Below are 25,560 nucleotides of genomic sequence, written 5' to 3' on the forward strand. Positions count from 1 at the left end.
TGCGAAGAGGAGCCGGCCGTGAAAGAAAGAAGGGACGCCGGAGCGTCCCTTGCAGATCAAACGGGGCTGGATCGAGCGACGAGTGAAGCGCGGATCAGGTGAGCGCAGGCTCCGCCTGGGGTACGTCGAGGTCGATGCTGTCGAGCAGCGAGTCTCCGTGCTGAGCGGCGGCCGCGTTCAGTGCGTCGTTCTCGGACTGAATTCGTCCGAGCTCGGACTCGAGGTCCTGGACGCGCTGCTGAAGCCGTCGCATCTCGGCGAGGAGTCGCGGGTCGGAACCGCCGACGTAACCGAGAAGCGCCTTTGCCATGATGGATGGTCCTCCACACTGAGTGACCGACCGAGAGCGGTGTGGGTCGTGAGGGAATCGCACCCGCGGATGTCCGGCAGCAACTGACAGTCACTGCGCTTACTACTGCCAACACTGCCAAACAGCTCAGGTGCGCGGGGCTTCCAGCGTCTCACCAAAAAGTTTGACGGTCAACACGATCACGCCCCGTATCGGCGGGCGGCCCGGCCCTCGCCTGCGGCGTGGAGATCATCCTCTTCTCCGAGCCTTCCACGAATCGCGACCGACGGCAACGGCTCCGAGACGAATGCGCAGATCCGACCGTGTGTCGACCATCCAGAGATCTGATCAGTGCATGATCAGTCGATCGGTCATCGGATCGCGAATCCGTCATAGCCACCGCGCGGTGTGCCCCAGATCTCTGTCACTCCGTCGACCCGGCCGGGCGTGTCGGCCGAGCGGAGCCAGTCGAGCAGCCGGTGGCAATTCTCACGTTGACCTTCGGCCACCACCTGTACTCGACCGTCGTCCAGGTTGAGCGCGAAGCCGACCACCTCGCCGATCTCCAGAGCGTTGGCCCTGGTGAACCAGCGGAAGCCCACTCCCTGTACACGGCCGCGCACCCAAGCGGTCAGCCGGACTTCTTCGTTCATGCGTGAACGCTAACCGGGACGTCCGTTTCGCGGCACATCGCCCCCCGGGCCCCATGGCGTACAGTCCCGCTCCAATGAGCTCATCCGTTTGGGTGAGCAAAGATTGATCGCTGAAGGAAGGCACGACGCCGATGGGACGCCACAAACTCCCCGCTCCGCCGCGCAGCGGCGGCGGCAAGCGCGGCACCGCCGTCCGCATCGGCATCGTGGGTGTCCCCGTCGCCCTTGTCCTGGGTACGACGGCGGCCGTCACGATCGGCATCGTCCCGGTCGGCGGCTCCTTCCCCTACGTGGGGACGGACGCCGGCGCGAAGACGGAGGCCAAGGCCTCGCCGTCCGCCCGGGACGAGAACGCGGTACAGGGGCAGGGCGGCCTCGCCGGTCTGCAGGGCCGCGCCTCCACGCCCGCCGCCCCGGGCAGCGCCACCCCGACGCGGCCGGCGTCGCCGTCCCGCTCGGCCTCGGCCACCCCGACGCCCGCCCCCACGCCGACGACGCAGCCCCCGACGCCGAAGCCCTCGGCCCCGACGAGGACGCCGGAGCCGGTGAAGCCGGAACCCGTGACGCCGAAGCCCGTGAAGCCCCGGCCGGTGCAGCCGGAGCCGGAGAAGCCCGCCGCCCCCGCGCCGCAGCCGAAGCCCGAACCCAAGCCGGAGCCCAAGCCCGAGCCCGAGCCGACCAGGAAGCCGTCGGCCCCCGCGCCGACGCCCACGGCTCCCACCCCCTCCGCCGGACACTCCGCCGAGGAGGCGGCCGTGCTGACCCTGGTGAACCAGGAGCGGGCCCAGGCGGGCTGCGGCCCGGTCCGGGCGAATCCGCCCCTGGCGGCGCTGGCGGGCGCCTTCAGCAAGGACATGGCCGTACGGGGCTTCTTCGACCACACCGACCCGGACGGGAACACCCCGTGGAAGCGGGCCGACAACGCGGGCATCTCGGGCCTCGGCGGCGAGAACATAGCCCGCGGTCAGGGTGACGCCGACGCCGTGATGAAGGCCTGGATGAACAGCCCGGGCCACAAGGCGAACATCCTCAACTGCGAGTTCCGCACCCTGGGCGTCGGCGCCCACTTCGCCGCCGGCGGCCCGTGGTGGACCCAGGACTTCGGCTTCTAGAAGAGCGCCGCCCGTGGGCTGGAAGCCCGCCGTCCGGGATCTGGTGCTGTGACCGCGAGCGCGGCGGATCCTAGCCCGCGACGGCGAGCGCGGCGCGACCCGCCAGGACGACGCGGGTGTGCTCGGCGACGCGCCGGCCGAGGTGCTCGGCGGTGGCGATGTCCGACTTGTGGACCGCTTCGGGGCCCTGGTCGGCGTTGGTCTGCGCGGCGGCGCCCGAGAAGAAGCCGAGGCGGTTCAGGTCGTACTCGGAGCCGGTGGTGGAGTTCCAGCCCGGCTTCAGACCGAGGTTGACCCAGCTCATCGCGTGCTGCGCGGCCAGGGTCTGGAAGAACTGCAGCGTGTGCATCTTGTCGCCGCTCTTCGAGCCGGAGTTGGTGAAGCCGGCGGCGACCTTGTCCTGCCAGACGTCCCCGAACCAGCGCTTCGAGGTGGCCTCGGCGAAGACGTGGAAGGCGCCCGACGCGGTGCCCATGTACGTCGGGGAGCCGAAGATGATCGCGTCGGAGGCGTCCAGCAGCTCCCACTGCGCCTCGTCGATCTCGTCGACCTTGACGAGGTGGACGCTCGCGCCGGCGTCGGCGGCTCCCGCCCGGACGGCCTCGGCGACGACCGCCGTGTGGCCGTATCCCGAGTGGTAGGCGACCGAGACGACGGGGGTGGGCGTGATGGCGGACATGGTGGTTCTCCCTCGGGGAAGTGCGCGGTGGGTCGCGTCGCGGCACGACCGCGACGCCCCAAAGAGAACCACTAACTTTTCGAAAGCGCAAGCAGACAGTTAGCGCTACCCGGAGGTAGGCTGGAGCCATGGAGACTCCTGTTCGCACGGAAGCGCCGGCATCGGAACTGCCTTTCGACGTCTTCGCCCGCACCTGCCCGTCCCGGGAAACCCTGGAGCACGTCACGGGACGCTGGGGCAGTCTGACCGTGGGCGCCCTGCGCGACGGCGCCTGTCGCTTCAACGAGCTGCGCCGCCGCGTGGACGGCGTCAGCGAGAAGATGCTCTCCCAGACCCTGCACGCACTGGAACGCGACGGCATAGTCCACCGCGAGGCGCAGCCCACGAACCCGCCTCGCGTCGACTACGAGCTCACCCCCCTGGGCCACGAGGTCGCCGACCGACTGCTCGCCCTGATCCACTTCCTGGAGGGCAGCATGCAAGAGGTGCTCGCCGCCCGGGCGTCCTACGACGAGGCGCGCGGCGGTCGCTGACAGCGCGGGCAGAAGTAGCTCGACCGGTTCATCCAGGGCCGGCGGCGCATCGGAGTCCCGCAACGCCGGCAGGGCTCGTCCTCCCGGCCGTACGCGTCGAGCGAGCGGTCGAAGTAACCGGACTCCCCGTTCACGTTGACGTACAGGCTGTCGAAGCTGGTCCCGCCGACGGCGAGCGCGGCGTTCATGACGTCCCGGACGTGGGAGAGGAGTTCCGCGCTCCGGGGGCGCGTGAGCGTGGCGGTCGGGCGCTCGTAGTGCAGCCGGGCGCGCCACAGGGCCTCGTCGGCGTAGATGTTCCCGACCCCGCTGATCAGCGACTGGTCCAGCAGGGCCCGCTTGACGGTGGTCCGCTTGGCGCGCAGCGCGAGGTGGTAGGCGGCTTCGGGGAAGAGCGGGTCCAGCGGGTCACGGGCGATGTGCGCGATCACGTCGGGGAGCCCGTCGAGGGTGTTCTCGTGCAGGGACAGCCCGCCGAAGGTCCGCTGGTCCACGAAGCGCAGCTCAGTGCCGGTCGCGTCGTCGAAGCGCACGCGGATCCGCAGGTGCTTCTCGTCGGGGGCGCCGACCGGCTGCACCAGCAGCTGTCCGCTCATGCCGAGGTGGCCCAGCACCGACAGGTCCCGTTCCACGAGGGGCAGCCACAGGTACTTCCCGCGCCGCTGCGGCACCCCGATGGTCTCCCCGGTGAGCCGGTCGCCGAAATCGTCGCCGCCGCCCGGGTGTCGCCGCACGGCGCGGGGGTGCAGGACCTCCACGGAGGCGACGGTCCGCCCCGCCACCCAACGCTCCAAACCGCGCCGCACCACTTCGACTTCGGGCAGCTCGGGCACGGTGTTCCTCCGGGAGGGCGGCGGGTCTGGACGTTCCGTCGAGCCTACCGGCCGCCCTTCGGGTGCCCGGAAACGGGACCGCCCCGCCCCTCCGGAGAGGGGCGGGGCGGGGAACATCCCGAAGGAAGGGTCAGACGCCCGGCGACGGTTCGACGGGCGCCGGAGCCCCGCCGTCCTCGGCCGCGGCCGGAGCCGCGACCTCTGCCGGAGCGGCTGCGGCAGCGGCCGCCGCCGCGATCCGCTCGTCCGCGGCGGCGCGAATCCCGCGCCACGCGGACTCGGCCGCCTGCTGTTCCGCTTCCTTCTTGCTGCGGCCGGTGCCGGTGCCGTACGAGACACCACCGACGCGAGCGGCAGCTGTGAAGGTCTTCTCGTGGTCCGGACCGGTCTCGGTGACCAGATATTCCGGTACACCAAGGCCTTCGGCCGCCGTGAGCTCCTGGAGACTGGTTTTCCAGTCCAGGCCGGCCCCGAGGTTGGAGGACTTCTCGATGAGCGGGTCGAAGAGCCGGTGGACCAGCTCCGAGGCCGCTTCGAGGCCCTGATCGAGGTAGACCGCGCCGATCACCGCTTCAAGGGTGTCGGCGAGGATGGAGGCCTTGTCCCGGCCACCCGTGCCCTCTTCGCCCCGGCCGAGCCGGATGAAGGAGCCGAGTTCGAGGCCACGCCCGACCTCCGCCAGTGCGCGCGAGTTGACCACAGCGGCCCGCAGTTTGGCCAGTTGGCCTTCCGGCAGGTCGGGGTGGGTCGTGTACAGCGTGTCCGTGACCACCAGGCCGAGCACGGAGTCCCCGAGGAACTCCAGGCGCTCGTTGGTGGGCAGACCGCCGTTCTCGTACGCGTACGAGCGGTGGGTCAGTGCACGCACCAGAAGGGCGGTCTCGAGTTGGTACCCGAGCCGCCCTTCCAGAAGCACGTGGGACGAGGCCGCGTTGTTACTGTCTGCCTGCTTCTCAGCGTTGGACAGCTCAGACATTGCGCCTCTCACCAGCCGCTCAGACCTCGAGAACCTGGCGCTTGTTGTAGGTGCCGCAGCTCGGGCACGCAATGTGCTGGAGCTTCGGCTCCTGGCAGCGCTCGCACGAAACCAGGTTGGGGACCGCAGCCTTCCACTGCGACCGGCGGTGGCGCGTGTTGCTGCGCGACATCTTCCGCTTCGGAACAGCCACGGCTACTTCTCCTGCTTCTCGGCGGCGCTCTGAACTCCGTCAGATGCAGTGCCGCTCATGTTGTCCTTCTCGTCGTCCTGATCGGTCACGACGAGTTCCTGCAAGGCCGCCCAACGGATGTCGACGGCCTCATGGTGGTGGTCCGGGTCGTCGTTCAGGCTGAGCCCGCAATCGGGGCACAGTCCGAGACAGTCTTCTCGGCACACCGGCTGCAGCGGCAGTGCGAGCACCACCACGTCCCGCAGCACGGGTTCGAGGTCGAACAAGCCGTCCTCGAGGAAGAGCGTGTCCTCGTCGTCCTCGGCGTCGTCGGCCGGTTCCGCCTTGGAGCGGCTCCGGTCGTCGGCGTCAGGGTACGAGAACATCTCCTGGAAGTCCGCCTTGAGCTCGCGCCCGACAGACTCCAGACACCTTACGCACTCCCCCACGGCCGATGCACGGGCGGTGCCTGTGACAAGCACCCCTTCCATGACCGACTCCAGGCGGAGGCTGAGCTTCAGCGGGGAGCCTTCCGGTACCCCGATGACGCCGGCGAGACCGAGGTCCGCCGGTGCCGCGATCTCACGGGACAGCCGCTGCATGGCACCAGGACGCCGGCCCAGCTCGTGCGTGTCGAACACGAGGGGGTCGTGGTGGTCGAGGCGGGTATTCAGGGCCGTTCCTGCTTTCACAGATCGCTGAAGATCAAAGTTTCTGCCGCTTACGGGCAGCATGGATCGCGGTGCATACGCGCGACCGAACAGCCAGGATACCCGCCGCTTCGCTCTGAGCCCAATCCGGACCGGAGGGCTTCCCGCGACCCCGCTAGCGTCCCTGCTCGTACTGCCGCAGCTGGTTCAGGTCGATCATGCTCGTGTCGAAGAAGCTGGTCTCGTCGAGCGCGGGCTGCGGGGGAACCTGCTGTTCGTGCTGGTGTCCGCCCTGGTGCTGCTGGTGCTGCTGGTCCTGGTGTTGCGGGACCTGCTGCTGGTAGGCCCCGTACGGGTCCGGCTGCTGCTGGTAGGAGCCGGCGTAGGGGTCGGGCTGCTGCTGGTAGCCGTACGGATCCTGGTACGCGGCGTACGCGTCCTGCTGGTGGGCCGCGGGCTGCTGGTAGGAGTAGCCGTCGTACACGGGCTCCTGCGGCGCCGGTGCCTGGACCTGGGCCGGGATCATCGGGGCCGCCGGCTCGGCCAGACCGGCCAGGAAGTCGGCGTCGCTCGACGAGCGGCCCTGCTGGAGGCCCGCCGCGTCCTGGGCCGCCATGTGCGCGCCGAGGTCGTCCACGGGCGCGCGCCCGAGCAGCTTCTGACGGCCGCGTCCGACCGCCTCCAGGGTCTTGGACAGCACCGCCTCGAAGGTCGCCAGCTTGGTGTCCACGTAGGCGTCCGCCTGCTCGCGCCGGGTCTGCGGATCCGGGCTGGGCTCGGGGGCGTCGTGGTCCGTCGGATCGTCGTACCCGCTGCCGCCCGGGTCGCGTCCCAGCAGCTTCTCCCGGCCGCGGTCCACCGAGCCGATGGTCTTGCTGAGCACGACCTCGAAGTTGGCGAGTTTGCTGTCGACGTAGTCGTCCGCCTCGGCCCGGATCTCCTCGGCCTCCCGGCGGGCGTCCGCGAGGATCCGGTCCGCCTCGGCCTGCGAGCGGCGCGCGACCTCCGTGTCGGAGATCAGGGAGCCCCGTTGGGCGTGCGCCGTCTCGATGATCCGGTCCGCCTCCCGGCGGGCCTCCTCGACCATCTGCTCCCGGCCGCCGATGAGCTCCCGCGCCTGTGCGAGCGATCCGGGCAGTGCCTCGCGCACCTCTTCGAGCTGCGCGAGCAGCTCCGCGCGATTGATCACGCACGAGGAGGACATGGGCATGGACCGGGCGCCGCCGACGGCCGCGACGATCTCGTCGAGCTTCTTCTGCACGTCCATGGGGGCTCGCACTCTCTCGGCCTCGGGCGGTTCCCGAGTCGGACCCGACGACTGTAAGGCCCCGGGGTGCGGGCCCGGGGCGGAGCGGGGTGACAACGACCCGTCAGCGGTCGCGCAGTCGCTCCAGCAGGGCCGCGTGCACGTGCGCCGGCAGCAGGTGAGCCACGTCGCCGCCCCAGGTGGCGACCTCCTTGACCAGGGAGGAGGACAGGAAGCTGTAGGTGGGGTTGGTCGGCACGAACAGCGTTTCGACGCCCGACAGTCCCATGTTCATCTGGGCCATCTGCAGCTCGTAGTCGAAGTCGCTGACGGCGCGCAGGCCCTTGACGATGGCCGGGATGTCCCGCTGCTTGCAGAAGTCGACCAGCAGTCCGTGGAAGGACTCGACCTCGACGTTCCCGTAGTCGGCCGTCGCCTCCCGGATCAGCTCGATCCGCTCCTCGACGGTGAACAACCCCTGCTTGGACTGGTTGATCATCACGGCGACGTGGACCACGTCGTAGAGCCGGGAGGCCCGGCCGATGATGTCGAGGTGTCCGTTGGTGATGGGGTCGAACGACCCCGGACAGACGGCGCGGCGCAACTGAACTCCCTCGTTCATGAGTCTTCGCTGGTGAAAGCGGCGCGACCGTACCAAAGGGTGCCCTCGCCGTACTTCCGTGACCGGAGCGGTTCGAAGCCGTCGGGCCACGGGAAGGCACCGCTCCTGGTGCTGCGTTCCACGGTGACCAGTGCGTCCTCCGTGAGCCAGCCATTGGACCGGAGTGTGAGGAGGATCTCCCGGAGTTCCTCGTGCTCCACGACGTACGGCGGGTCCAGGAAGACGATGTCGTACGGCTCCCCGTGGGAGGGGACCGCCACGATCTGTTCGGCCCTGCCCGCACGGAATTCGGCGCCCGGCAGGCCCACCGAGGTGATGTTGTCCTTGATCGCCTTGGCGGCCTTCGCGTCGGGCTCGACGAGCAGCGCCCGTTCGGCGCCGCGGGAGAGGGCCTCCAGGCCCACCGCGCCGGAGCCCGCGTAGAGGTCGAGCACGCGGGCGCCCTCCACGCCGTGCAGGGACTCCCAGGTGGAGAAGAGCCCTTCGCGCATCCGGTCCGAGGTCGGGCGGGTGCCGGTGCCGGGCGGCACGGCCAGCCGTCGCCCGCCGGCGCTGCCGGCGATCACGCGGGTCATCTGGGGTCCTTCGGTGGGGAGACGGAGAAACGTTCAGCGGTTCAACGATAGGTCGTCGTCCTCAGCCCTTCTCCAGGTACTCCTCTCGCTCGGTGTCCAGCAGGGTGTCCAGGGCGGTCCGCAGGCCGGGCAGGTGCGCCAGCTCGGGGTCTTCGGCGACGACGCGGGTGGCCTCCTCCCGTGCCTGGGCGATGACCTCCTCGTCCTCGATGACGGCGAGCATGCGCAGCGAGGAGCGGACACCGGACTGGGCCTGCCCCAGGACGTCGCCCTCGCGCCGCTGCTCCAGGTCGATCCGGGAGAGTTCGAAGCCGTCGAGGGTGGCGGCGACGGCGGCGAGCCGGGCCCGGGCGGGGCTCGCCTCGTGCATCTCGCTGACCAGCAGGCACAGTCCGGGCGCCGAGCCGCGGCCGACGCGGCCGCGCAGCTGGTGGAGTTGGGACACCCCGAACCGGTCCGCGTCCATGATCACCATGACCGTGGAGTTGGGGACGTTCACCCCGACCTCGATGACGGTGGTGGCGACCAGCACCTTGACCTCGCCGGCGGTGAAGCGGCGCATGACGGCGTCCTTGTCCGCGGGGTCCATCCGCCCGTGGAGCACTTCGACGCCCAGCCCGGCGAGCGGGCCCCGGGCGAGCTGGTCGGCGATCTCCAGGACGGCCAGCGGGGGTCGTTTGTCGCCGTCCTCCTCGGCTGCCTTCTTCTTCTTGGGCTCGTCCTCGCCGTCGCCGATGCGCGGGCACACGACATACGCCTGGTGGCCGTTCTCGACCTCTTCCCGCACCCGTTCCCAGGCGCGCGCGAGGAAGTGCGGCTTGTCCTTGGCGGGCACCACGTGGGTGGCGATGGGGGAGCGGCCGGCGGGCAGCTGGTCCAGTACGGAGGTCTCCAGGTCGCCGAAGACCGTCATCGCGACCGTGCGCGGGATCGGGGTCGCGGTCATCACCAGCAGGTGCGGGGGTTGTTTGCCCTTCGAGCGCAGCGCGTCGCGCTGTTCGACGCCGAAGCGGTGTTGTTCGTCGACCACGACCAGGCCGAGGTCGTGGAACTGCACCTTGTCCTCGATCAGGGCGTGGGTGCCGATGACGATGCCGGCTTCGCCGGTGACCAGGTCCAGCAGCGCCCGGCGCCTGGCAGGGGCCCCCATCGAGCCGGTGAGCAGTGTGACCTTGGTGCCCTGGTCGGATCCGCCCAGCAGGCCGCCCTCGGCGAGTTCGCCCATCATCTCGGTGATGGAGCGGTGGTGCTGTTGGGCGAGCACCTCGGTGGGCGCGAGCATCGCGGCCTGTCCCCCGGCGTCGACGACGGCCAGCATGGCCCGCAGGGCGACCATCGTCTTGCCGCTGCCGACCTCGCCCTGGAGCAGGCGGTGCATGGGGTGGTCGGTGGCGAGGTCGTCGAAGATCTCCTTGGAGACGGTCCGCTGGCCCTCGGTGAGGGTGAAGGGCAGCTTCGCGTCGAAGGCGTCGAGGAGTCCGCCCGGGCGGGGCCGGCGCGGGACGGCCGGGAGTTGGGAATCGGCGTGCCGGCGGCGGGCGAGGGCGACCTGGAGGACGAACGCCTCGTCCCACTTGAGTCGTTGGCGGGCGTCCTCCACGTCGGCCTTGGTGGTCGGGCGGTGGACCTTCAGCAGGGCCTCGGTGAGCGGGACCAGTCCGCGGCCCTCGCGCAGGGCGGCGGGGAGCGGGTCGACGGCCTCGCGGACGCCGGGCAGGACCGCGTCGACGCATTTGGCGATCTTCCAGGACTCCAGTTGCTTGCAGGCGGGGTAGATCGGGATGAGCCGGCCCGCGAAGGCGGCCGCGGCGTCAGCCCCGCCGGTGTCGTCCGCGTCCTTGCCGAGCGGCTCGTAGGCGGGGTGGGCGAGCTGGAGCTTGTGGTTGAACCGGGAGACCTTGCCGGCGAACATCGCGCGGCTGCCGGGCAGCAGGTCCTTGTGCGGTTTGTGGACGCCGGAGCCGAAGAAGACCAGTTGGAGCCGGCCGCTGCCGTCCGTGATGGTGACTTCGAGGCGCTTTCCGCCGCCCCGGCCGCCCTGGTAGGTCAGCAGTCTCGCGTCGGCGACCTGAGCGACGACCGTGACGTGCTCGTCGAGCTGGTCGGCGAGGTCCGCGAGGGAGGTCAGCTCGCCGCGCTCGGCGTACCGCCGGGGGTAATGGTGGAGCAGGTCCAGGGCCGTGTGCAGGCCGAGGTGCTCGGCCAGCACCTTGGCGGTGGCGGGGCCGAGGGTCTTCTTGAGGTCTTCGTCGAGCGCGGGCACGTGTTCCATTGCACACCATGGCGCCGACAAGCCCGTCCTTCGACCCTTATTCGACCCCGATGAGGAGCGGCGCCGAGTACCGTCCACCCCGGTAGGTGACCGTGTCGACGGCCAGGTGCCCGTGTTGTACGTAGGCCTCCAGGCGGGCGGCGAGGGCGTCCGGGACGTCCTCGCCGAGCACCAGGGTGACGAGTTCGCCGCCGGAGCCGAGCATGCGGTCCAGGACGGCCTCGGCGGTCTCCGGCAGGCCGGGGCCGATGACGGCGACGTCGCCGTCGATGAGCCCGAGCACGTCGCCGGCCTGGCAGATTCCGGCGGAGGTGAAGGACTGCCGTTCCGCGACGGCGAGTTCCCCGTAGCGGGTGGCGCCGGCCGCCGCCGTCATGGCGACCACGTCCTCGTCGAAGCTGGCGTCCGGGTCGTGCACGGCGAGCGCCGCCAGGCCCTGGACCGCCGAGCGGGTGGGGATCACGGCGACCCGCACCCCCTCGGCGCGGGCCTGTTCCGCCGCGGCCGCGGCGGCCCCCCGCCACTCGGAGTCGTTGGGCAGCAGCACCACCTCGCGGGCGTGGGCCCGGCGGATGGCGTCGACCAGTTCGGCGGGGGCGGGGGCGGCGTCGGGGCGGGCGAGCACGGTGGTCGCGCCGGCCTCCCCGCACAGTCCGGCCAGTCCCTCGCCCGGCACCACGGCGACCGCGGCCCGCTGGGCGCGCGGGGCGCCGGCCCGGCGTCGTTCGTCGCCGAAGTGGGTGATGCGGATCCGGTAGGGCCGTCCGGCGACGACGCCGGCCTCGACGGCGGCGCCCGGGTCGTCGACGTGGACGTGCACGTTCCAGAGCCCGTCACCGCCGACCACGACGAGGGAGTCGCCGAGCCCGTCGAGGCGGGCGCGCAGTTCCCCGACGGCGGGCTCGCCGGCCTCCAGCAGGTAGATCACCTCGTACGCGGGCCCGCCGTGCTCCTCGGCGCACGGCTGCGGCGGTCGGGGTACGGGCACGGCCCGGCCGCGGACGGGTTCGGCGGCCGGTTCGCGGCCGGAGAGCGCCTGCCACAGGGCGCCGAGCACGGCCACCACTCCGCAGCCCCCCGCGTCGACCACCCCGGCCCGGCTCAGCGCGGCGAGCTGCCCCGGGGTCTCGGCGAGGGCGGCGCGGGCTCCGTCGTAGGCGGCGCGGGCCACGTCGGCGGCGTTGCCTGCGGCGGCCCCGGCCGTGTGGCCGGCGCGGGCCGCGGCGGCGGCGACGGTGAGCATGGTCCCCTCGACGGGGTGCGCGACGGCCTGGTAGGCCTCCTCGGCGGCGCGGGTGAGCGCCTGCGCCAGGAGCGGGCCGGGGCCGCGTCCGTCGGGTTCGGCGCCGAGGACGTCGGCGACGCCGCGGAGCAGTTGGGCGAGGATCGTGCCCGAGTTGCCCCGGGCGCCTATCAGGGCGCCGTGCGCGTAGGCCCGTGCGGCCTCGGGCAGGGACAGGGGGCCGGGGGCGGGTTCCCGAGCGGGCTCGGGCGTGGTGTCGGTCACGTCGCCGGCGGCCGAGGCCCAGGCGGCCGCCAGCTCGCGGGCGGCCGATTCGGCGGTCAGGTAGAGGTTGGTGCCGGTGTCCGCGTCGGCGACGGGGTAGACGTTGATCGCGTCGATGTCCTCGCGGGCCCGGCCCAGGGCGGTCAGGGCGAGCGAGCTCCAGGTGCGCACCGCTTCGGCGTCGAGGGTGTGCGACTGAGGCTCGTAAGGCACCGGGCGTTCCTCCTTGTGCGGGCCGGGGTTCACCGCAGGGTAACCAAGGGCGGCCGGCGCCTCGGGACCGCGGGGCGTGGCCGGCGGGCGCCATGGTAGTTTTCTTGGACCGGCACAGACGTTGTATGCTGCTCCGGTTGCCCGATGAGAGTCGGGCCATTCCCCCGGCAAACCACTTCGGATCTCTGATTCCGGTGCGCCGGATTCACTGTAAGTGCATCTGAAGTCTTTGGAGTGACCTGTGGCTGCCAACTGCGACGTTTGCGCCAAGGGGCCGAGCTTCGGCAACAACATCTCCCACTCGCACCGCCGCACCTCGCGTCGCTGGAACCCGAACATCCAGCGCGTCCGTGCCGTGGTCAATGGGACGCCGAAGCGCCTCAACGCCTGCACCTCGTGCATCAAGGCCGGCAAGGTCTCGCGCTGACGCCTCACGTCGTAGCGCAGCCCTTTCCGGTTGCCAAGAAGGCCGGCCCACCTGGTGGGCCGGCCTTTTGCCTTGCCTGAGCGAGTGCGGAGAGCTCCCGGGAACCCGTCGTGGGTTCCCGGGAGCTCTTCGTGCGTTCAGGCCCGCCACTGCCAGGCGTGGTCCACGGGGCCGATGCCGCCGCCGAGCGCGAAGCCCGCGGCGATGGCCCCGGTGACGTACTCCTTGGCCGCGGTGACGGCATCGGGGACGTCGAGGCCCTTCGCGAGGCCCGCCGCGATCGCGCTCGCGAGGGTGCAGCCCGTGCCGTGCGTGTGCCGGTTGTCGTGCCGGGGTGCGCGCAGCCACCGCTCGTCGGATCCGTCGGTGAGCAGGTCCACGGCCTGGTCGCCGTGGGCCCGCAGGTGTCCGCCCTTGATCAGCGCCCACCGGGGGCCGTGCCCGAGGATCGCGTCGGCGGCCCGCCGCATGTCGTCCTCGCTCTCCACCACCAGCCCGGTGAGCCGGGTCACCTCGTCGAGGTTCGGGGTGGCGACGGTGGCCCGCGGCAGGAGTTCCTTGCGCACGGCGTCCAACGCCGAGTCGGCGAGCAGCGCGTCCCCGTGCTTGGAGACGCCGACGGGGTCCACGACCGCCGGGGCGCGGGTACCGGCCAGCAGTTCGGCGACCGTCTCCACCAGCGACGCGGAGGACAGCATCCCCGTCTTGACCGCCTGTACGCCGATGTCGTCCACCACGGCCCGGTACTGGGCCGTGACGGCCTCGGCGGGCAGTTCCCAGGCCCCGTGCACACCGAGCGAGTTCTGGGCCGTCACGGCGGTCAGCACGCTCATCCCGTGCACGCCGAGCGCCAGCATCGTCTTGAGGTCGGCCTGGATGCCCGCGCCGCCGCCGGAGTCGGATCCGGCGACGGTCAGGCACAGCGGGGGACGGTTCATCGCGCGGGCTCCTCGGCGGCCGGGTCGGCGCCGAAGTGGTCCCACCCGCCGGTGCTGGTCCAGGGGGCGCCGTCCACGGTCACCTGGGGTGCGGCGGAACGGTTCTGGACCTCCCCGATGACCTTCCAGCGGGCGGGCAGCTTCACGTCGGGCGGGAAGGTGGCCACGATGGCGTGGTCCTCTCCCCCGGTCAGGACCCACTGGAGCGGGTCCACGCCGACGGCCTGGCCGATGTCGTGCATCTGGCTGGGGATGTCGACGGCCGCCGAGCGCAGGTCGATCCGTACCTTGCTGGCCTCGGCGATGTGCCCGAGGTCCGCGACCAGGCCGTCGCTGACGTCGGTCATGGCGGTGGCGCCGAGTCCGGCGGCGGCGGGGCCCGCGTGGTACGGCGGTTCCGGGCGCCGGTGCGCCTCGACGAAGGCCCGCGGGGAGCGGAAGCCGCGCGAGAGCACCGCGAAACCGGCCGCGGACCAGCCCAGCCAGCCGGTGACGGCCACCACGTCGCCGGGCTGGGCGCCGGAGCGCAGCACGGGCTCGTGGTTGCGCAGGTCGCCCAGGGCGGTGATGGCGACGGTGATGGTGTCGCCCCGTACGACGTCGCCGCCGACCACGGCCGCGCCCGCGACCTGGCATTCGTCGCGGATGCCGTCCATCAGCTCGGTGGGCCAGGTGACCGGCAGTTCCGCCGGGACGACGAGGCCGAGGAGCAGTGCGGTCGGCACCGCGCCCATCGCCGCGATGTCGGCGAGGTTCTGCGCGGCGGCCTTGCGGCCGACGTCGTAGGCCGTGGACCAGTCGCGCCGGAAGTGCCGGCCTTCCAGCAGGATGTCCGTGCTCGCCACGACCCGCCGGTCGGGGGCCGACACCACCGCGGCGTCGTCTCCGGGTCCGAGCCGGACCGCCGGGGTGGTGGTGAGCCGTGAGGTGAGCTCTCGAATGAGCCCGAACTCCCCCAGCTCGCCCACAGTGCCCTTCATCGCTGTGCCCCTTCTTGCCCAGTCCGCTTGCGGTCGCGAGCCGTCACAGCTCTGGGTACCGTCAACAGATACGTCAACTTCTGCTCTCCGTGCGCCTCGCCGTGCGTGGAGCCGGGCTCGCGGGTCTCCCCGTGACGCTCGGCGACGCGGTACCGTGGCGTCCCTTCTTCCTCGGGCCCACCCGATGTCCCCGGGCCCACCCGAAGGTTAGGGGAAATGATCCTCGTGGCCGCCCTGGAGGTTCCGTGGTACAGGCGTACATCCTCATTCAGACCGAGGTGGGCAAGGCGTCGTTCGTCGCCGAGTCCATCGGCCAGATCCCGGGGGTGATCCAGGCCGAGGACGTGACGGGCCCGTACGACGTGATCGTGCGCGCCCAGGCGGACACCGTCGACGATCTCGGCCGCATGGTGGTCGCCAAGGTCCAGCAGGTGGAGGGGATCACCCGCACCTTGACCTGCCCGGTGGTCCATCTGTAGCCCCCGTCTACTCTTGGCCGGTGATGTCCCTCCACCGCCGGCCCCTGCGTCTACTGGTCCTTCCCGCCTTCGCGGTCCTGCCGGCCCTCGCCGGCTGTTCCTCGGGCGATGCCGAGGCCCGGGTGGATCCGCCGCCCACGCCGCCCGCCGACGTCGCGGGGCTCTGTGCGGCACTGCACGAGGAGCTCCCGGAGAAGGTGGCCGGCCTGGCGCGGACCACCACCCGACCCGAGTCGGATCTGACCGCCGCGTGGGGCGGCTCGGCGATCGTACTGCGGTGCGGTGTCCCCAAGCCGCCCAAGATGTCGGATCCGAAGCAGGACGGTGTCGAGGTCAACGGAGTCGGTTGGCTGCTGGAGAAGCTTCCCGCCGACGCGGGCGGCGGTTTCCGGTTCACCACCGGGGCGCGGCTGGCGTACACGGAGGTCCTGGTCGACAAGGAGCATGCCACGGATGCGGGGATGCTGGTCGATCTCTCCGCGGCCGTCGCCAAGACCGTGCCGGTGGGCATCTCCTCGTACTGAGTCGTCCCGCCCGACCGCCGCCCCGCGGCCTTCCCCACTCACGCTGACCGCCCGCCGGGATCCCGGCGGGCGGTCAGCGTTCGTGTGCGTACGGGTCGGGCCGTGCCAGCCCCTGTCGTCAAAGTTTCGCCTGGCCCGGCGCCACTTCGACGACGGGACCTAGCGCAGCCCGGTGGAGCGGCGCAGGGCCGCCTCGATCAGGCGGTCCACCAGCTCCGGGTACTCGATGCCCGACTCCTGCCACATGCGCGGGTACATGGAGATCGGGGTGAAGCCCGGCATGGTGTTGATCTCGTTGATGACGAAGGTGCCGTCCTCGGTGAGGAAGAAGTCGGCGCGCACCAGGCCCTCGCAGGACGCGGCGTCGAAGGCCTCGATCGCGAGCCGGCGCACCTCGGCGGTCTGCTCGGCGGTGAGCGGGGCGGGAACGATCCCGGAGGCGGAGTCGATGTACTTCGCCTCGAAGTCGTAGAAGTCGTGGCTGGAGACCGGCGGGATCTCGGCGGGGACGCTCGCGCGCGGCCCGTCCTCGAACTCCAGCACCCCGCACTCGATCTCGCGGCCGCGCAGCAGCGCCTCCACGATGATCTTCGGGTCGTGGCGGCGGGCCTCGTCGATCGCGGCGTCCAGGCCGGACGCGTCGTCCACCTTGGTGATGCCGATGGAGGATCCCGCGCGGGCGGGCTTCACGAACAGCGGCCAGCCGTGTTCGGCGGCGAAGTCCAGGATCTTCGCGGTGGCGGCGGGCCGGTCGGCCTCCCACTCGCGCGGGCGGACGGTCACGTACGGGCCGACGTTCAGTCCGAAGGACGTGAACACCCGCTTCATGTAGTCCTTGTCCTGGCCGACGGCCGAGGCGAGGACGCCGGAGCCGACGTAGGGGATGCCGGAGAGCTCCAGCAGGCCCTGGAGGGTGCCGTCCTCGCCGTACGGGCCGTGCAGCACGGGGAAGACGACGTCCACCTCGCCGAGGGCCTTGGGGACGGCGCCCGGCTCGGTGTACACGACCTCGCGGTTGGCCGGGTCGACGGAGAGGACGACGCTGCCGTCCTCGGAGTCGGCCAGGTCCTCGACGCTCGGGAGCACCCGCTCGGCGATGGCCATGCGGGAGGGCTCGTCGGCGGTCAGCGCCCACCGGCCGTCCGTGGTGATGCCGATGGGCAGCACCTCGTACTTGGACCGGTCGATGGACCGCAGCACGGCGCCCGCCGTGACGACCGAGATGGCGTGTTCCGAGCTGCGGCCGCCGAACACGACGGCCACGCGGGGCTTGCGGCCCTGCTGCTCAGGGGTCTGGGGGAGGTTCTCGCTGCTCATATCGCCACGAGGGTACCCGCTCAGACGTCCGGAATGGAGTCAGCGCCGTTCCGGTTTGGCGCTGCGTCCCATGAGTTCCTTGAGCGCGACCAGCGTGGGCTTCCCGTGGTGCACGATGTCGACCACCGTGTCGGTGATCGGCATGTCCACTCCGTACCGGCGTGCCAGATCCGCCACGGACTGGCAGGACTTGACCCCTTCCGCGGTCTGTCGGGTGACCGCGATGGTCTCCTCCAGGGTCATCCCCCGGCCCAGGTTGATGCCGAACGTGTGGTTGCGGGAGAGCGGCGAGGAGCAGGTGGCGACGAGGTCGCCGAGGCCCGCGAGACCGGAGAAGGTGAGCGGGTCGGCGCCCATCGCGAGGCCCAGGCGGGTGGCTTCGGCGAGGCCGCGGGTGATGAGCGAGCCCTTGGTGTTGTCACCGAGTCCCATGCCGTCCGCGATGCCGACGGCGAGGCCGATGACGTTCTTGACGGCGCCGCCGAGTTCGCAGCCGATGACGTCGGTGCTCGTGTACGGGCGGAAGTACGGGGTGTGACAGGCCGCCTGGAGGCGCCGGGCCACGGCGTCGTCCACGCAGGCCACCACGGAGGCGGCGGGCTGGCGGGCGACGATCTCGCGGGCCAGGTTGGGGCCGGTGACCACGGCGACGCGCTCGGCGGGGACCTTGGCCACCTCCTCGATGACCTCGCTCATCCGCTTGGCGGTGCCGAGTTCGATGCCCTTCATCAGCGAGACGAGCACGGTGTCGGGGGCCAGCAGGGGAGCCCATTCGGCGAGGTTGCCGCGCAGGGTCTGGGAGGGCACGGCGAGGACGGTGAAGTCGGCGCCGCGGGCGGCCTCGGCCGGGTCGGTGGTGGCCCGGATGTTGGCGGGGAGTTCGACGCCGGGGAAGTAGTCCGGGTTGGCCCGGTCGGTGTTGACGGCGTCCACCAGCTCCTGCCGGCGGCCCCACATCGTCACCTCGCAGCCGGCGTCGGCGAGCACGACGGCGAACGCCGTGCCCCACGAGCCGGTTCCGAACACGGTTGCCTTCACGGGACCTGTCACTTCTTGCCCTCCCCCGCGGCGTTGCGCCGCTGCTGCGCCCTGGCTTGGCGATGGTCGTACGGCTGCGCGGGCGCGCTTTCGCCCCGCAACTCCTCCAGCAGCTCGGTGATGGCCGCCATGATGACCTCGGTGACCTCCTTGAGCACGTCCGGGGTGGGTTCCCGGCCGTGGAAGGCGGAGAGGTCCACGGGCGGTCCGGCGAGCACCTGGAGGGTCTTGCGCGGGAACAGCCGGAGCTTGTCGGTCTTCGCGTAGGGCGGCATCGCGAGATTCGCGCCCCATTGGGCCACCGGAATGACGGGGGCCTTGGTGATCAGTGCCACGCGGGCCGCACCGGTCTTGCCGGCCATCGGCCACATGTCGGGATCGCGGGTGAGGGTGCCTTCCGGGTAAAAGGCCACGCATTCACCGCCTTCGATGGCCGCGACGGCCGCCCTGAATGCGTCGAGGGCGTTGGTGGTCTCCCGGTACACGGGGATCTGACCGGAACCGCGGAGGATCATGCCGACAAAAGGCACCTTGAAGAGGCCGGCCTTCGCGAGCAATCGGGGCACCCGGCCGGTGTTGTACTGGAAGTGCGCGTACGAGAGCGGGTCCAGATACGAGTTGTGATTGACGGCGGTGATAAATCCCCCGTCGGCCGGAATGTGCTCCATTCCCCGCCAGTCCCGCTTGAAGAGCACTACCAGCGGCGGTTTCGCGATGACCGCCGCCAGGCGGTACCAGAAGCCGATTCTGCGGCGGGACACTCGAACACCTTCCTCTAGGACCGGTGCGCGGCTTGGGCACCTCGTCGGCCGGACAAGTGTGGCCCCAGGCCCGGTCTCTGTCGAGAACACCGTACGCCCCGCTCACACCGCCCGGCCTCCCCTCTGCCCGGGCGGAGGTGACAATGGGCCGACTGATGACCTGGCCATGACCTGACGATGGCTCGAGCGCGTGCGGGAGCGCACCGGAGGGAAGGGGTCCGCCACGAACGCCGTCTGGAGTCTGGTCGTCCCGTTGAAGCCGCTGGCGCTTGCCAAGAGCCGTCTCGCGGCGGCCGTCGGAGGCTCTCGTCCGGGGCTCGCGCTGGCCTTCGCGCAGGACACCGTGGCAGGGGCGCTGGCCTGTGCGGCCGTCGCGGATGTGGTGGTCGTCACGGACGACCGCGTGGCCGGCCGGGAACTGGCCCGGCTGGGCGCCCGGATCGTCGCGGACGCGCCGGGCGCCGGGCTGAACGCCGCCCTGGCCCACGGGGAGCGGGCCGTGCGACGGCGGCGGCCCCGGGCGGCGGTGGCCGCGATGAACGCCGATCTGCCGGCCTTGCGGCCACCCGAATTGCTACGGGTGCTCGATGACGCCTCGAAATTTCCCCGAGCATTTCTGGCGGATGCGGCGAGAATCGGGACGACGTTGCTTTCGGCTGCTCCGGACGTGGAATTGGCACCCTCGTTCGGCGGCCCCTCGCGGGCCCGCCATTTCGCCTCGGGGGCGGTGGAAATAGCCCTGTCGGACGTCGACAGCGTGCGCCGGGACGTGGACACCGCGGCGGATCTGCGGACGGCCCTCGCGCTCGGCGTGGGGCGTCACACCGCCCGATACAGTGCCGGTATGCAGGCGACCGCGTACACGTACGACTCCCAGACCCGCAGTGGCAGCGTGCTGCTGGACGACGGCACCCCGGTGTCCTTCGAAGCCCCGGCCTTCGACGCGGGCGGCCTGCGGCTGCTGCGTCCCGGGCAGCGGGTGCGCATCGAGACGGACGGCGAGGGCGGGACGCTGCGGATCACCCTGATCACGCTCCAGACCTTCTGAGGTCCGCCCCGGTCGCCTCCGCGCCCGTCCCCGACGGGACTTCCCCCCTCCGGACAGCACCGCGGGCCGGCTTCCCCCCGCGGGGGAAGCCGGCCCGGCGTGTGTGACTCCCGCCCCTACTTCTTGCGGGCGGTCGTCTTCTTCGCGGTGGCCTTGCGCGTCGCCGTCTTCTTGGCGGGCGCGGTCGTCTTCGCGGTCGCCTTCTTGGCCGCCGGAGCGGTCTTCTTGGCGGTGGCGGTGGTCTTCTTGGCCGCCGGAGTGGCCTTCTTGACCGTGGTCGCCTTCTTGGCCGCCGCCGGGGTGGACTTCTTCGCGGCCGTCTTCTTGACGGTCGCCGTGGCCTTCTTGGCCGTGGTCTTCTTCGCGGTCGCCTTCTTCGCGACCGTGGTCTTCGCGGCGGCCTTCTTGGCGGTGGTCGCCCTCTTGGCCGCGGCCTTCTTGACCGTGGCGGAAGCGCCGCCGGACAGGCTGCCCTTGGGGGCCTTCTTCACGGCCACCTCGTCGCCCTTGGGGAGCTTCTTCGTGCCGCTGACCAGGTCCTTGAAGCCCTGGCCAGCTCGGAATCGGGGAACCGAGGTCTTCTTGACCCGGACGCGCTCACCCGTCTGCGGGTTGCGGGCGTAACGGGCGGGGCGGTCGACCTTCTCGAACGAGCCGAAGCCCGTGACCGAGACCCGGTCGCCCGCGACCACGGCGCGGACCATCGCGTCCAGTACCGCGTCGACAGCGTCCGCGGCCTGCTGACGGCCGCCCAGCTTGTCGGCAATCGCTTCTACGAGCTGCGCCTTGTTCACGTCTTCCCCTTCGGAGACTTCGCCAGAACGAATGTGTTCAAGCTTATTTCGCACGTTAGGCGGATATATACCGCAAATCAAACACGAAACGGGCTAATCACCCTAGTGCCGCAACGTTGTAGGCCGTTACGGAGTTCCTTCGCATCAGTCGCCTTCAGGGAATCGACCCTCGTCGAGGTCCTTCATCAACCTGTCCAGGCGCCTTGCCGCATCGGCGAGATCGTGCTTCGACGCGGCCGTGACGACCAACAGCTTCCGGGACAGCGCCATCCTTACGCCCTCCGGGACTTGCAGTGTGCGCACCCTTGTGTGTGCTTCTTTCAATCGGTCCGCGACGAGTTCGTAGAGCTCAAGTTGACTGTCGCGTTCCATGCACAGATTGTGCCATCTGGGGCGAGTTGTCGCCTCACGGGGCCTCAACACACGGCTGTGCCCCCCGCCGGAGGGCGAGGGGCACAGTGTTGTCGATGTGATCACCCGAAGGCGAATAAGCGCTGATCAGGCTGGAATCAGACGCGAATCGTGCGGGGCTTGTGGCCCGGCCGGGTGCTTTCGTACGTGGCGATGTCCGCTTCGTTCTGAAGGGTGAGCGAGATGTCGTCCAGCCCCTCCAGCAGACGCCAGCGGGCGTTGTCGTCGAGTTCGAACTCGGCCTCGACGCCCTCGGCTCGGACCTGGCGGTCGACCAGGTCGACCGTGATCTCGGCATCGGGGTCCGCCTCGGTGAGCTGCCAGAGCCGCTCGACGGTCTCCTGCGGCAGGACCACGGTCAGCAGGCCGTTCTTCAGCGAGTTGCCGCGGAAGATGTCGGCGAAGCGGGAGGAGATGACCGTCTTGAAGCCGAAGTTCTGCAGGGCCCAGACGGCGTGCTCGCGCGAGGAACCGGTACCGAAGTCGGGTCCCGCGACCAGCACGGTCGCGCCGGCGCGCTCCGGGCGGTTCGTGACGAACTCCGGGTCCTTGCGCCAGGCCTCGAACAGCCCGTCCTCGAACCCGTCGCGGGTGATCTTCTTCAGCCAGTGGGCCGGGATGATCTGGTCGGTGTCGACGTTGCTGCGGCGCAGCGGGACGGCCCGTCCGGTGTGGGTGGTGAAGGCTTCCATGGTTCAGACTCCGGCGGTCGCGTCGGCGGCGGACAGGTCGGCGGGCGAGGCCAGATGGCCCAGCACGGCGGTGGCCGCGGCCACCTGCGGGGAGACCAGGTGGGTCCGTCCGCCCTTGCCCTGCCGGCCCTCGAAGTTGCGGTTGGAGGTGGACGCGGAGCGCTCACCGGGCGCCAGTTGGTCGGGGTTCATGCCCAGACACATCGAGCAGCCCGCGTGCCGCCATTCGGCGCCGGCCTCCTTGAAGACCTTGTCCAGACCCTCTTCGACGGCCTGGAGGGCGACCCGGACCGAGCCCGGAACGACCAGCATCCGTACGCCCTCGGCGACTTTGCGGCCCTCGATGATGCCGGCGACGGCGCGCAGGTCCTCGATGCGGCCGTTGGTGCACGAACCTACGAAGACGGTGTCGACGTTGATGTCGCGCAGCGGCTGCCCCGCGGTCAACCCCATGTATTCCAGGGCCTTTTCGGCGGCGTGGCGCTCCGAAGCGTCCTCGTACGAAGCAGGGTCGGGGACGTGCGCGGACAGCGGCGCGCCCTGGCCCGGGTTGGTGCCCCAGGTGACGAACGGGGACAGTGCGGTGCCGTCGATGACGACCTCCGCGTCGAAGACCGCGTCGTCGTCGGTGCGCAGGGTCCGCCAGTACGCGACGGCCGCGTCCCACTCCTCGCCCCGGGGGGCGTGGTCGCGACCCTCCAGGTAGTCGAAGGTGGTCCGGTCCGGGGCGATCATTCCCGCGCGGGCGCCGGCCTCGATCGACATGTTGCAGATGGTCATCCGGCCTTCCATCGACAGCTTCTCGATGGCCTCGCCGCGGTATTCCAGGATGTAGCCCTGGCCGCCGCCGGTACCGATCCTGGCGATGATCGCCAGGATCAGGTCCTTCGCCGTGACGCCCTCGGCCAGCGCGCCGGTGACGGTGATCGCCATCGTCTTCGGGCGGGCCAGCGGCAGCGTCTGGGTGGCGAGCACGTGCTCGACCTGGCTGGTGCCGATGCCGAAGGCCAGCGCGCCGAAGGCGCCGTGGGTGGAGGTGTGGGAGTCGCCGCAGACCACGGTGGTGCCCGGCTGGGTCAGGCCCAGCTGCGGTCCCACGACGTGGACGACGCCCTGCTCCACGTCGCCCAGCGAGTGCAGGCGCACGCCGAACTCGGCGCAGTTCTTGCGCAGCGTCTCCAGCTGGGCCCGCGAGACCGGGTCCGCGATCGGCTTGTCGATGTCGATCGTGGGGGTGTTGTGGTCCTCGGTCGCGATGGTGAGGTCGAGGCGGCGGACCTTGCGGTCGGCCTGCCGCAGGCCCTCGAACGCCTGGGGGCTGGTCACCTCGTGCAGGAGGTGCAGATCGATGAAGAGCAGATCGGGCTCGCCCTCCGCGCGCCGGACGACATGGTCGTCCCAGACCTTCTCCGCGAGTGTCCTACCCATCGCTTTCCCTCCGGCCGGCCGGTTGTGCCGGCGCTTATTAGAGATCCGGTGCGCCTGATCGTCCGTACCCCACGCGCCGGACCGAGGCTCGGACCCAGTGGTTCGTGGACCCGCACATACAGACTCGCTGGTTCTTGGAAAAATTGAACTTGCGTTTCACAGTGTGAGACGCGAATATCGTTTCATGGACAACTCTAGCGGCGTCGGCGTTCTCGACAAGGCAGCTCTGGTATTGAGCGCACTGGAGTCCGGTCCGGCCACCCTCGCCGGGCTGGTCGCGGCGACAGGGCTCGCACGACCCACGGCACATCGCCTTGCCGTGGCACTGGAACACCACCGGATGGTGGCGAGGGACATGCAGGGACGTTTCATCCTCGGTCCGCGGTTGGCAGAGCTTGCCGCCGCGGCCGGCGAGGACCGCCTGCTCGCGACGGCCGGACCGGTGCTCACCCACCTCCGTGACGTGACCGGGGAGAGCGCGCAGCTCTACCGGCGTCAGGGCGACATGCGCATCTGTGTGGCGGCGGCCGAGCGGCTGTCGGGCCTGCGGGACACCGTCCCGGTGGGCTCCACGCTCCCGATGAAGGCCGGTTCGGCGGCGCAGATCCTGATGGCCTGGGAGGAGCCCGAGCGGCTCCACCGCGGGCTGCAGGGCGCGCGCTTCACGGCGACGGCGCTCTCGGGCGTACGGCGCCGCGGCTGGGCGCAGTCGATCGGCGAACGGGAGCCCGGCGTGGCCTCCGTGTCGGCGCCGGTGCGCGGGCCCTCGAACCGGGTGGTCGCGTCGGTCTCGGTCTCCGGACCGATCGAGCGCCTGACCCGGCACCCGGGGCGGATGCACGCCCAGGCCGTCATCGACGCGGCCGCCCGCCTGTCGGAAGCCTTGCGCCGGACCGGCTGATCACCTTCCGACCTCCCCCACTCCCCCGGGTCCGGGGGCGCGTACGACGCCGCACACGTCCTGTACACGCGCCTCCGGGCCCGCACTCATGAGGCGGCCCGGCGCCGGGCACGGGAAAAAAGACCGGACATGAAGAAGAGGCCCTCCGCGATGAACGCGGAGGGCCTCTTCGTTGCGTACCCCCGACCGGATTCGAACCGGCGCTACCGCCTTGAGAGGGCGGCGTGCTAGGCCGCTACACAACGGGGGCCAGCTGTTGATCGGTGCTGCGCTGGGCTACCAGGACTCGAACCTAGAATAAGAGAACCAGAAACTCTCGTGTTGCCAATTACACTATAGCCCAAAGGTCTAGACCAGCTAGACACAGTACCCCCGACCGGATTCGAACCGGCGCTACCGCCTTGAGAGGGCGGCGTGCTAGGCCGCTACACAACGGGGGCCCTAGCGATCCTGCATCAAAACATCCGGGTGCGACCCTGGAGATCTCGCGGGAAGGATCTGTACCCCCGACCGGATTCGAACCGGCGCTACCGCCTTGAGAGGGCGGCGTGCTAGGCCGCTACACAACGGGGGCAAGCACTGCGTTACTTCTGTACTGCGCTGGGCTACCAGGACTCGAACCTAGAATAAGGGAACCAGAAACCCTCGTGTTGCCAATTACACTATAGCCCACCAAAACTCAAGGCCTTGCGGCACTTTCGTTTGGTTAGCGTCCCCGTCCCGGCCTTTCGGCCCGCTCGGGCGGCGCAGAAAGAACATTACCGGATGGCTGACCGTGCTCCAAAACGGGTATCCGTGGCCAGCAGCGCGGGCAGCCGCCCGAGTCCGTCGATCCTGTGTACTCCCTCGGGCCCCGGGCCGAGGTCGCCGCGGCGGTCGAGCCACACGGCCGTGAGGCCCGCGTCGCGGGCGCCGCGGGCGTCGATCTCCGGCTGGTCCCCCACGTAGGCGACCTCGCCCGGCGGCAGTCCGAGCGCCTCGCAGGCCCGCAGGAAGGCCTCGGCGGCGGGTTTGCTCACGCCCAGTTCGGCGGCGCAGACCAGCACCTCGAAGCGTTCGCGCAGGCCGAGCCGGCGCAGCTTGGGATCCTGGTTGGCGAACGAGGAGTTGGAGAGCACGCCGTGCCGGTAGCGGTCCGCGAGGGCGTCCAGCGCGGGCACGGCGTCGGGGAAGAGGGTCCAGGCGGCCCGGTAGTGGGCGACGTACCGGTCGAACCAGTCGTCCGCCTCGGTCCCGCTCATGCCGGGACGCTCCAGGAAGTCCCGCACCCGGTCCTGTCGCTGCCCCTGGAAGGTCACCCGCCCCGCGGCGAAGCGGTCCCAGTGCCGCAGCGTGAGACGGCGCCACAGCGCGAGCGCCTCGGCCGGCGAGCCGTGACGGGCCTCCAGTCCCTCGTCGACGAGGTGCGCCGCGAGGCCGGCCGTGTCCGCGCCGGTGTAGTCGAAGAGGGTGTCGTCGATGTCCCACAGCACGGCACGGATCGGCATACC

The 25,560-nt window shown here is 70.7% G+C and carries 28 protein-coding genes, 5 tRNA genes and 1 pseudogene; 7 read left to right on the forward strand and 27 right to left on the reverse strand.

Annotation, left to right across the window (positions count from 1 at the left end; translation table 11 throughout):
• Positions 1 to 94: 94 nt before the first annotated feature.
• Both ACIRO3_RS00560 and ACIRO3_RS00565 read right to left on the reverse strand, forming a co-directional pair.
• Positions 95 to 310, reverse strand: coding sequence for a hypothetical protein (locus tag ACIRO3_RS00560; protein ID WP_030227372.1), 216 nt, complete (start codon positions 308 to 310; stop codon positions 95 to 97).
• 350 nt (positions 311 to 660) lie between these two features.
• On the reverse strand, positions 661 to 942 hold the full coding sequence (locus ACIRO3_RS00565; protein WP_053675108.1) for an acylphosphatase: 282 nt from the start codon (positions 940 to 942) through the stop codon (positions 661 to 663).
• 131 nt (positions 943 to 1,073) lie between these two features.
• On the opposite strand from ACIRO3_RS00565, the gene ACIRO3_RS00570 reads away from it, so the two are divergent.
• Positions 1,074 to 2,054 carry a CAP domain-containing protein gene (locus ACIRO3_RS00570; RefSeq protein ID WP_404131310.1) on the forward strand — a complete coding sequence of 327 codons (981 nt, stop codon included), beginning with the start codon at positions 1,074 to 1,076 and terminating at the stop codon, positions 2,052 to 2,054.
• Positions 2,055 to 2,124: 70 nt separating this feature from the next.
• On the opposite strand, the gene ACIRO3_RS00575 is transcribed toward ACIRO3_RS00570, so the two are convergent.
• The gene (locus ACIRO3_RS00575; RefSeq protein WP_404131312.1) at positions 2,125 to 2,733 is read right to left on the reverse strand and encodes a flavodoxin family protein; all 609 of its coding nucleotides are present in this window, start codon (positions 2,731 to 2,733) and stop codon (positions 2,125 to 2,127) included.
• A gap of 128 nt (positions 2,734 to 2,861) precedes the next feature.
• On the opposite strand from ACIRO3_RS00575, the gene ACIRO3_RS00580 reads away from it, so the two are divergent.
• A complete protein-coding gene (locus ACIRO3_RS00580) occupies positions 2,862 to 3,266 on the forward strand; it encodes a helix-turn-helix domain-containing protein (RefSeq protein ID WP_361771436.1) in 405 nt (134 codons plus the stop codon).
• Here ACIRO3_RS00580 and mutM read toward each other — a convergent pair.
• From mutM to ACIRO3_RS00625, 9 genes are all read right to left on the reverse strand, one after another.
• Positions 3,239 to 4,099, reverse strand: a complete 861-nt coding sequence (gene mutM, locus ACIRO3_RS00585; RefSeq protein WP_404131314.1) for a bifunctional DNA-formamidopyrimidine glycosylase/DNA-(apurinic or apyrimidinic site) lyase — start codon at positions 4,097 to 4,099, stop codon at positions 3,239 to 3,241. The genes ACIRO3_RS00580 and mutM overlap by 28 nt on opposite strands.
• 130 nt (positions 4,100 to 4,229) lie before the next feature.
• The gene (gene rnc / locus ACIRO3_RS00590; RefSeq protein ID WP_361771434.1) at positions 4,230 to 5,075 is read right to left on the reverse strand and encodes a ribonuclease III; all 846 of its coding nucleotides are present in this window, start codon (positions 5,073 to 5,075) and stop codon (positions 4,230 to 4,232) included.
• A 19-nt stretch (positions 5,076 to 5,094) separates the two neighbouring features.
• The gene (rpmF, locus tag ACIRO3_RS00595; protein ID WP_053675094.1) at positions 5,095 to 5,268 is read right to left on the reverse strand and encodes a 50S ribosomal protein L32; all 174 of its coding nucleotides are present in this window, start codon (positions 5,266 to 5,268) and stop codon (positions 5,095 to 5,097) included.
• A gap of 2 nt (positions 5,269 to 5,270) precedes the next feature.
• A complete protein-coding gene (locus ACIRO3_RS00600; protein WP_361771433.1) occupies positions 5,271 to 5,981 on the reverse strand; it encodes a DUF177 domain-containing protein in 711 nt (236 codons plus the stop codon).
• 91 nt (positions 5,982 to 6,072) lie between these two features.
• Positions 6,073 to 7,164: a DivIVA domain-containing protein gene (locus ACIRO3_RS00605; protein ID WP_404131317.1), complete on the reverse strand. Its 1,092-nt coding sequence runs from the start codon at positions 7,162 to 7,164 to the stop codon at positions 6,073 to 6,075.
• A 103-nt stretch (positions 7,165 to 7,267) separates the two neighbouring features.
• Entirely contained in the window at positions 7,268 to 7,747 is a 480-nt protein-coding gene (coaD, locus tag ACIRO3_RS00610; protein ID WP_199826417.1) for a pantetheine-phosphate adenylyltransferase, read from the reverse strand.
• 14 nt (positions 7,748 to 7,761) lie between these two features.
• Positions 7,762 to 8,340, reverse strand: coding sequence for a 16S rRNA (guanine(966)-N(2))-methyltransferase RsmD (rsmD, locus tag ACIRO3_RS00615; RefSeq protein WP_361771429.1), 579 nt, complete (start codon positions 8,338 to 8,340; stop codon positions 7,762 to 7,764).
• Between the two features lie 61 nt (positions 8,341 to 8,401).
• A complete protein-coding gene (recG, locus tag ACIRO3_RS00620; protein WP_404131320.1) occupies positions 8,402 to 10,612 on the reverse strand; it encodes an ATP-dependent DNA helicase RecG in 2,211 nt (736 codons plus the stop codon).
• A 37-nt stretch (positions 10,613 to 10,649) separates the two neighbouring features.
• Positions 10,650 to 12,332, reverse strand: a complete 1,683-nt coding sequence (locus ACIRO3_RS00625; protein WP_404131322.1) for a DAK2 domain-containing protein — start codon at positions 12,330 to 12,332, stop codon at positions 10,650 to 10,652.
• A gap of 241 nt (positions 12,333 to 12,573) precedes the next feature.
• On the opposite strand from ACIRO3_RS00625, the gene rpmB reads away from it, so the two are divergent.
• Positions 12,574 to 12,759, forward strand: coding sequence for a 50S ribosomal protein L28 (rpmB, locus tag ACIRO3_RS00630; RefSeq protein ID WP_007266795.1), 186 nt, complete (start codon positions 12,574 to 12,576; stop codon positions 12,757 to 12,759).
• 137 nt (positions 12,760 to 12,896) lie between these two features.
• Here rpmB and thiD read toward each other — a convergent pair whose 3' ends face one another.
• Both thiD and ACIRO3_RS00640 read right to left on the reverse strand, forming a co-directional pair.
• Positions 12,897 to 13,697: a bifunctional hydroxymethylpyrimidine kinase/phosphomethylpyrimidine kinase gene (gene thiD, locus ACIRO3_RS00635; RefSeq protein WP_404131324.1), complete on the reverse strand. Its 801-nt coding sequence runs from the start codon at positions 13,695 to 13,697 to the stop codon at positions 12,897 to 12,899.
• Positions 13,694 to 14,677, reverse strand: a complete 984-nt coding sequence (locus tag ACIRO3_RS00640) for a thiamine-phosphate kinase (protein WP_053675082.1) — start codon at positions 14,675 to 14,677, stop codon at positions 13,694 to 13,696. Before ACIRO3_RS00640 ends, thiD begins: the two co-directional genes overlap by 4 nt.
• Positions 14,678 to 14,922: 245 nt before the next feature.
• Between ACIRO3_RS00640 and ACIRO3_RS00645 the strand changes: the two genes are divergently transcribed.
• The gene (locus ACIRO3_RS00645) at positions 14,923 to 15,156 is read left to right on the forward strand and encodes an Lrp/AsnC family transcriptional regulator (RefSeq protein ID WP_030011290.1); all 234 of its coding nucleotides are present in this window, start codon (positions 14,923 to 14,925) and stop codon (positions 15,154 to 15,156) included.
• 23 nt (positions 15,157 to 15,179) lie between these two features.
• Positions 15,180 to 15,680, forward strand: coding sequence for a DUF3515 domain-containing protein (locus ACIRO3_RS00650; RefSeq protein ID WP_361771425.1), 501 nt, complete (start codon positions 15,180 to 15,182; stop codon positions 15,678 to 15,680).
• A gap of 159 nt (positions 15,681 to 15,839) precedes the next feature.
• On the opposite strand, the gene ACIRO3_RS00655 is transcribed toward ACIRO3_RS00650, so the two are convergent.
• The 3 genes from ACIRO3_RS00655 to ACIRO3_RS00665 are packed head-to-tail and all read right to left on the reverse strand — an operon-like array spanning position 15,840 to position 18,796.
• Positions 15,840 to 16,997 carry a D-alanine--D-alanine ligase family protein gene (locus tag ACIRO3_RS00655; protein WP_361771424.1) on the reverse strand — a complete coding sequence of 386 codons (1,158 nt, stop codon included), beginning with the start codon at positions 16,995 to 16,997 and terminating at the stop codon, positions 15,840 to 15,842.
• Positions 16,998 to 17,036: 39 nt separating this feature from the next.
• Complete coding sequence (locus ACIRO3_RS00660; protein WP_361771423.1) at positions 17,037 to 18,047, reverse strand: NAD(P)H-dependent glycerol-3-phosphate dehydrogenase; 1,011 nt, start codon at positions 18,045 to 18,047, stop codon at positions 17,037 to 17,039.
• The gene (locus ACIRO3_RS00665) at positions 18,044 to 18,796 is read right to left on the reverse strand and encodes a lysophospholipid acyltransferase family protein (protein WP_404131327.1); all 753 of its coding nucleotides are present in this window, start codon (positions 18,794 to 18,796) and stop codon (positions 18,044 to 18,046) included. Before ACIRO3_RS00665 ends, ACIRO3_RS00660 begins: the two co-directional genes overlap by 4 nt.
• A gap of 190 nt (positions 18,797 to 18,986) precedes the next feature.
• Here ACIRO3_RS00665 and cofC point away from each other — a divergent pair.
• A pseudogene (gene cofC, locus ACIRO3_RS00670) lies at positions 18,987 to 19,637 on the forward strand (2-phospho-L-lactate guanylyltransferase); the annotation flags it as partial.
• Between the two features lie 323 nt (positions 19,638 to 19,960).
• Here the strand turns inward: cofC and ACIRO3_RS00675 are convergent.
• The 4 genes from ACIRO3_RS00675 to leuC form a co-directional block, all read right to left on the reverse strand.
• On the reverse strand, positions 19,961 to 20,638 hold the full coding sequence (locus tag ACIRO3_RS00675; RefSeq protein ID WP_361771422.1) for an HU family DNA-binding protein: 678 nt from the start codon (positions 20,636 to 20,638) through the stop codon (positions 19,961 to 19,963).
• A 144-nt stretch (positions 20,639 to 20,782) separates the two neighbouring features.
• Positions 20,783 to 21,010 carry a hypothetical protein gene (locus tag ACIRO3_RS00680; protein ID WP_267800193.1) on the reverse strand — a complete coding sequence of 76 codons (228 nt, stop codon included), beginning with the start codon at positions 21,008 to 21,010 and terminating at the stop codon, positions 20,783 to 20,785.
• Positions 21,011 to 21,147: 137 nt separating this feature from the next.
• A complete protein-coding gene (leuD, locus tag ACIRO3_RS00685; RefSeq protein ID WP_361771421.1) occupies positions 21,148 to 21,741 on the reverse strand; it encodes a 3-isopropylmalate dehydratase small subunit in 594 nt (197 codons plus the stop codon).
• Positions 21,742 to 21,744: 3 nt separating this feature from the next.
• Positions 21,745 to 23,169, reverse strand: a complete 1,425-nt coding sequence (gene leuC / locus ACIRO3_RS00690; protein WP_404131330.1) for a 3-isopropylmalate dehydratase large subunit — start codon at positions 23,167 to 23,169, stop codon at positions 21,745 to 21,747.
• Between the two features lie 184 nt (positions 23,170 to 23,353).
• Here leuC and ndgR point away from each other — a divergent pair, with 184 nt between their 5' ends.
• A complete protein-coding gene (ndgR, locus tag ACIRO3_RS00695) occupies positions 23,354 to 24,070 on the forward strand; it encodes an IclR family transcriptional regulator NdgR (RefSeq protein WP_053675064.1) in 717 nt (238 codons plus the stop codon).
• Between the two features lie 177 nt (positions 24,071 to 24,247).
• Here ndgR and ACIRO3_RS00700 read toward each other — a convergent pair.
• The 6 genes from ACIRO3_RS00700 to ACIRO3_RS00725 all read right to left on the reverse strand — a co-directional run bounded on the left by ACIRO3_RS00700 (position 24,248) and on the right by ACIRO3_RS00725 (position 25,557).
• A tRNA-Glu gene (locus ACIRO3_RS00700) sits at positions 24,248 to 24,320 on the reverse strand.
• Between the two features lie 21 nt (positions 24,321 to 24,341).
• A tRNA-Gln gene (locus ACIRO3_RS00705) sits at positions 24,342 to 24,413 on the reverse strand.
• A gap of 24 nt (positions 24,414 to 24,437) precedes the next feature.
• Positions 24,438 to 24,510: transfer RNA gene (locus ACIRO3_RS00710), tRNA-Glu, on the reverse strand.
• Positions 24,511 to 24,571: 61 nt separating this feature from the next.
• Positions 24,572 to 24,644 (reverse strand) — tRNA-Glu (locus tag ACIRO3_RS00715).
• 26 nt (positions 24,645 to 24,670) lie between these two features.
• Positions 24,671 to 24,742: transfer RNA gene (locus ACIRO3_RS00720), tRNA-Gln, on the reverse strand.
• Between the two features lie 86 nt (positions 24,743 to 24,828).
• Positions 24,829 to 25,557, reverse strand: a complete 729-nt coding sequence (locus tag ACIRO3_RS00725) for an HAD family hydrolase (RefSeq protein ID WP_361771419.1) — start codon at positions 25,555 to 25,557, stop codon at positions 24,829 to 24,831.
• Positions 25,558 to 25,560 lie beyond the last annotated feature (3 nt).

The organism is Streptomyces sp. NPDC102278 (assembly GCF_044766345.1).
Lineage (GTDB): Bacteria > Actinomycetota > Actinomycetes > Streptomycetales > Streptomycetaceae > Streptomyces.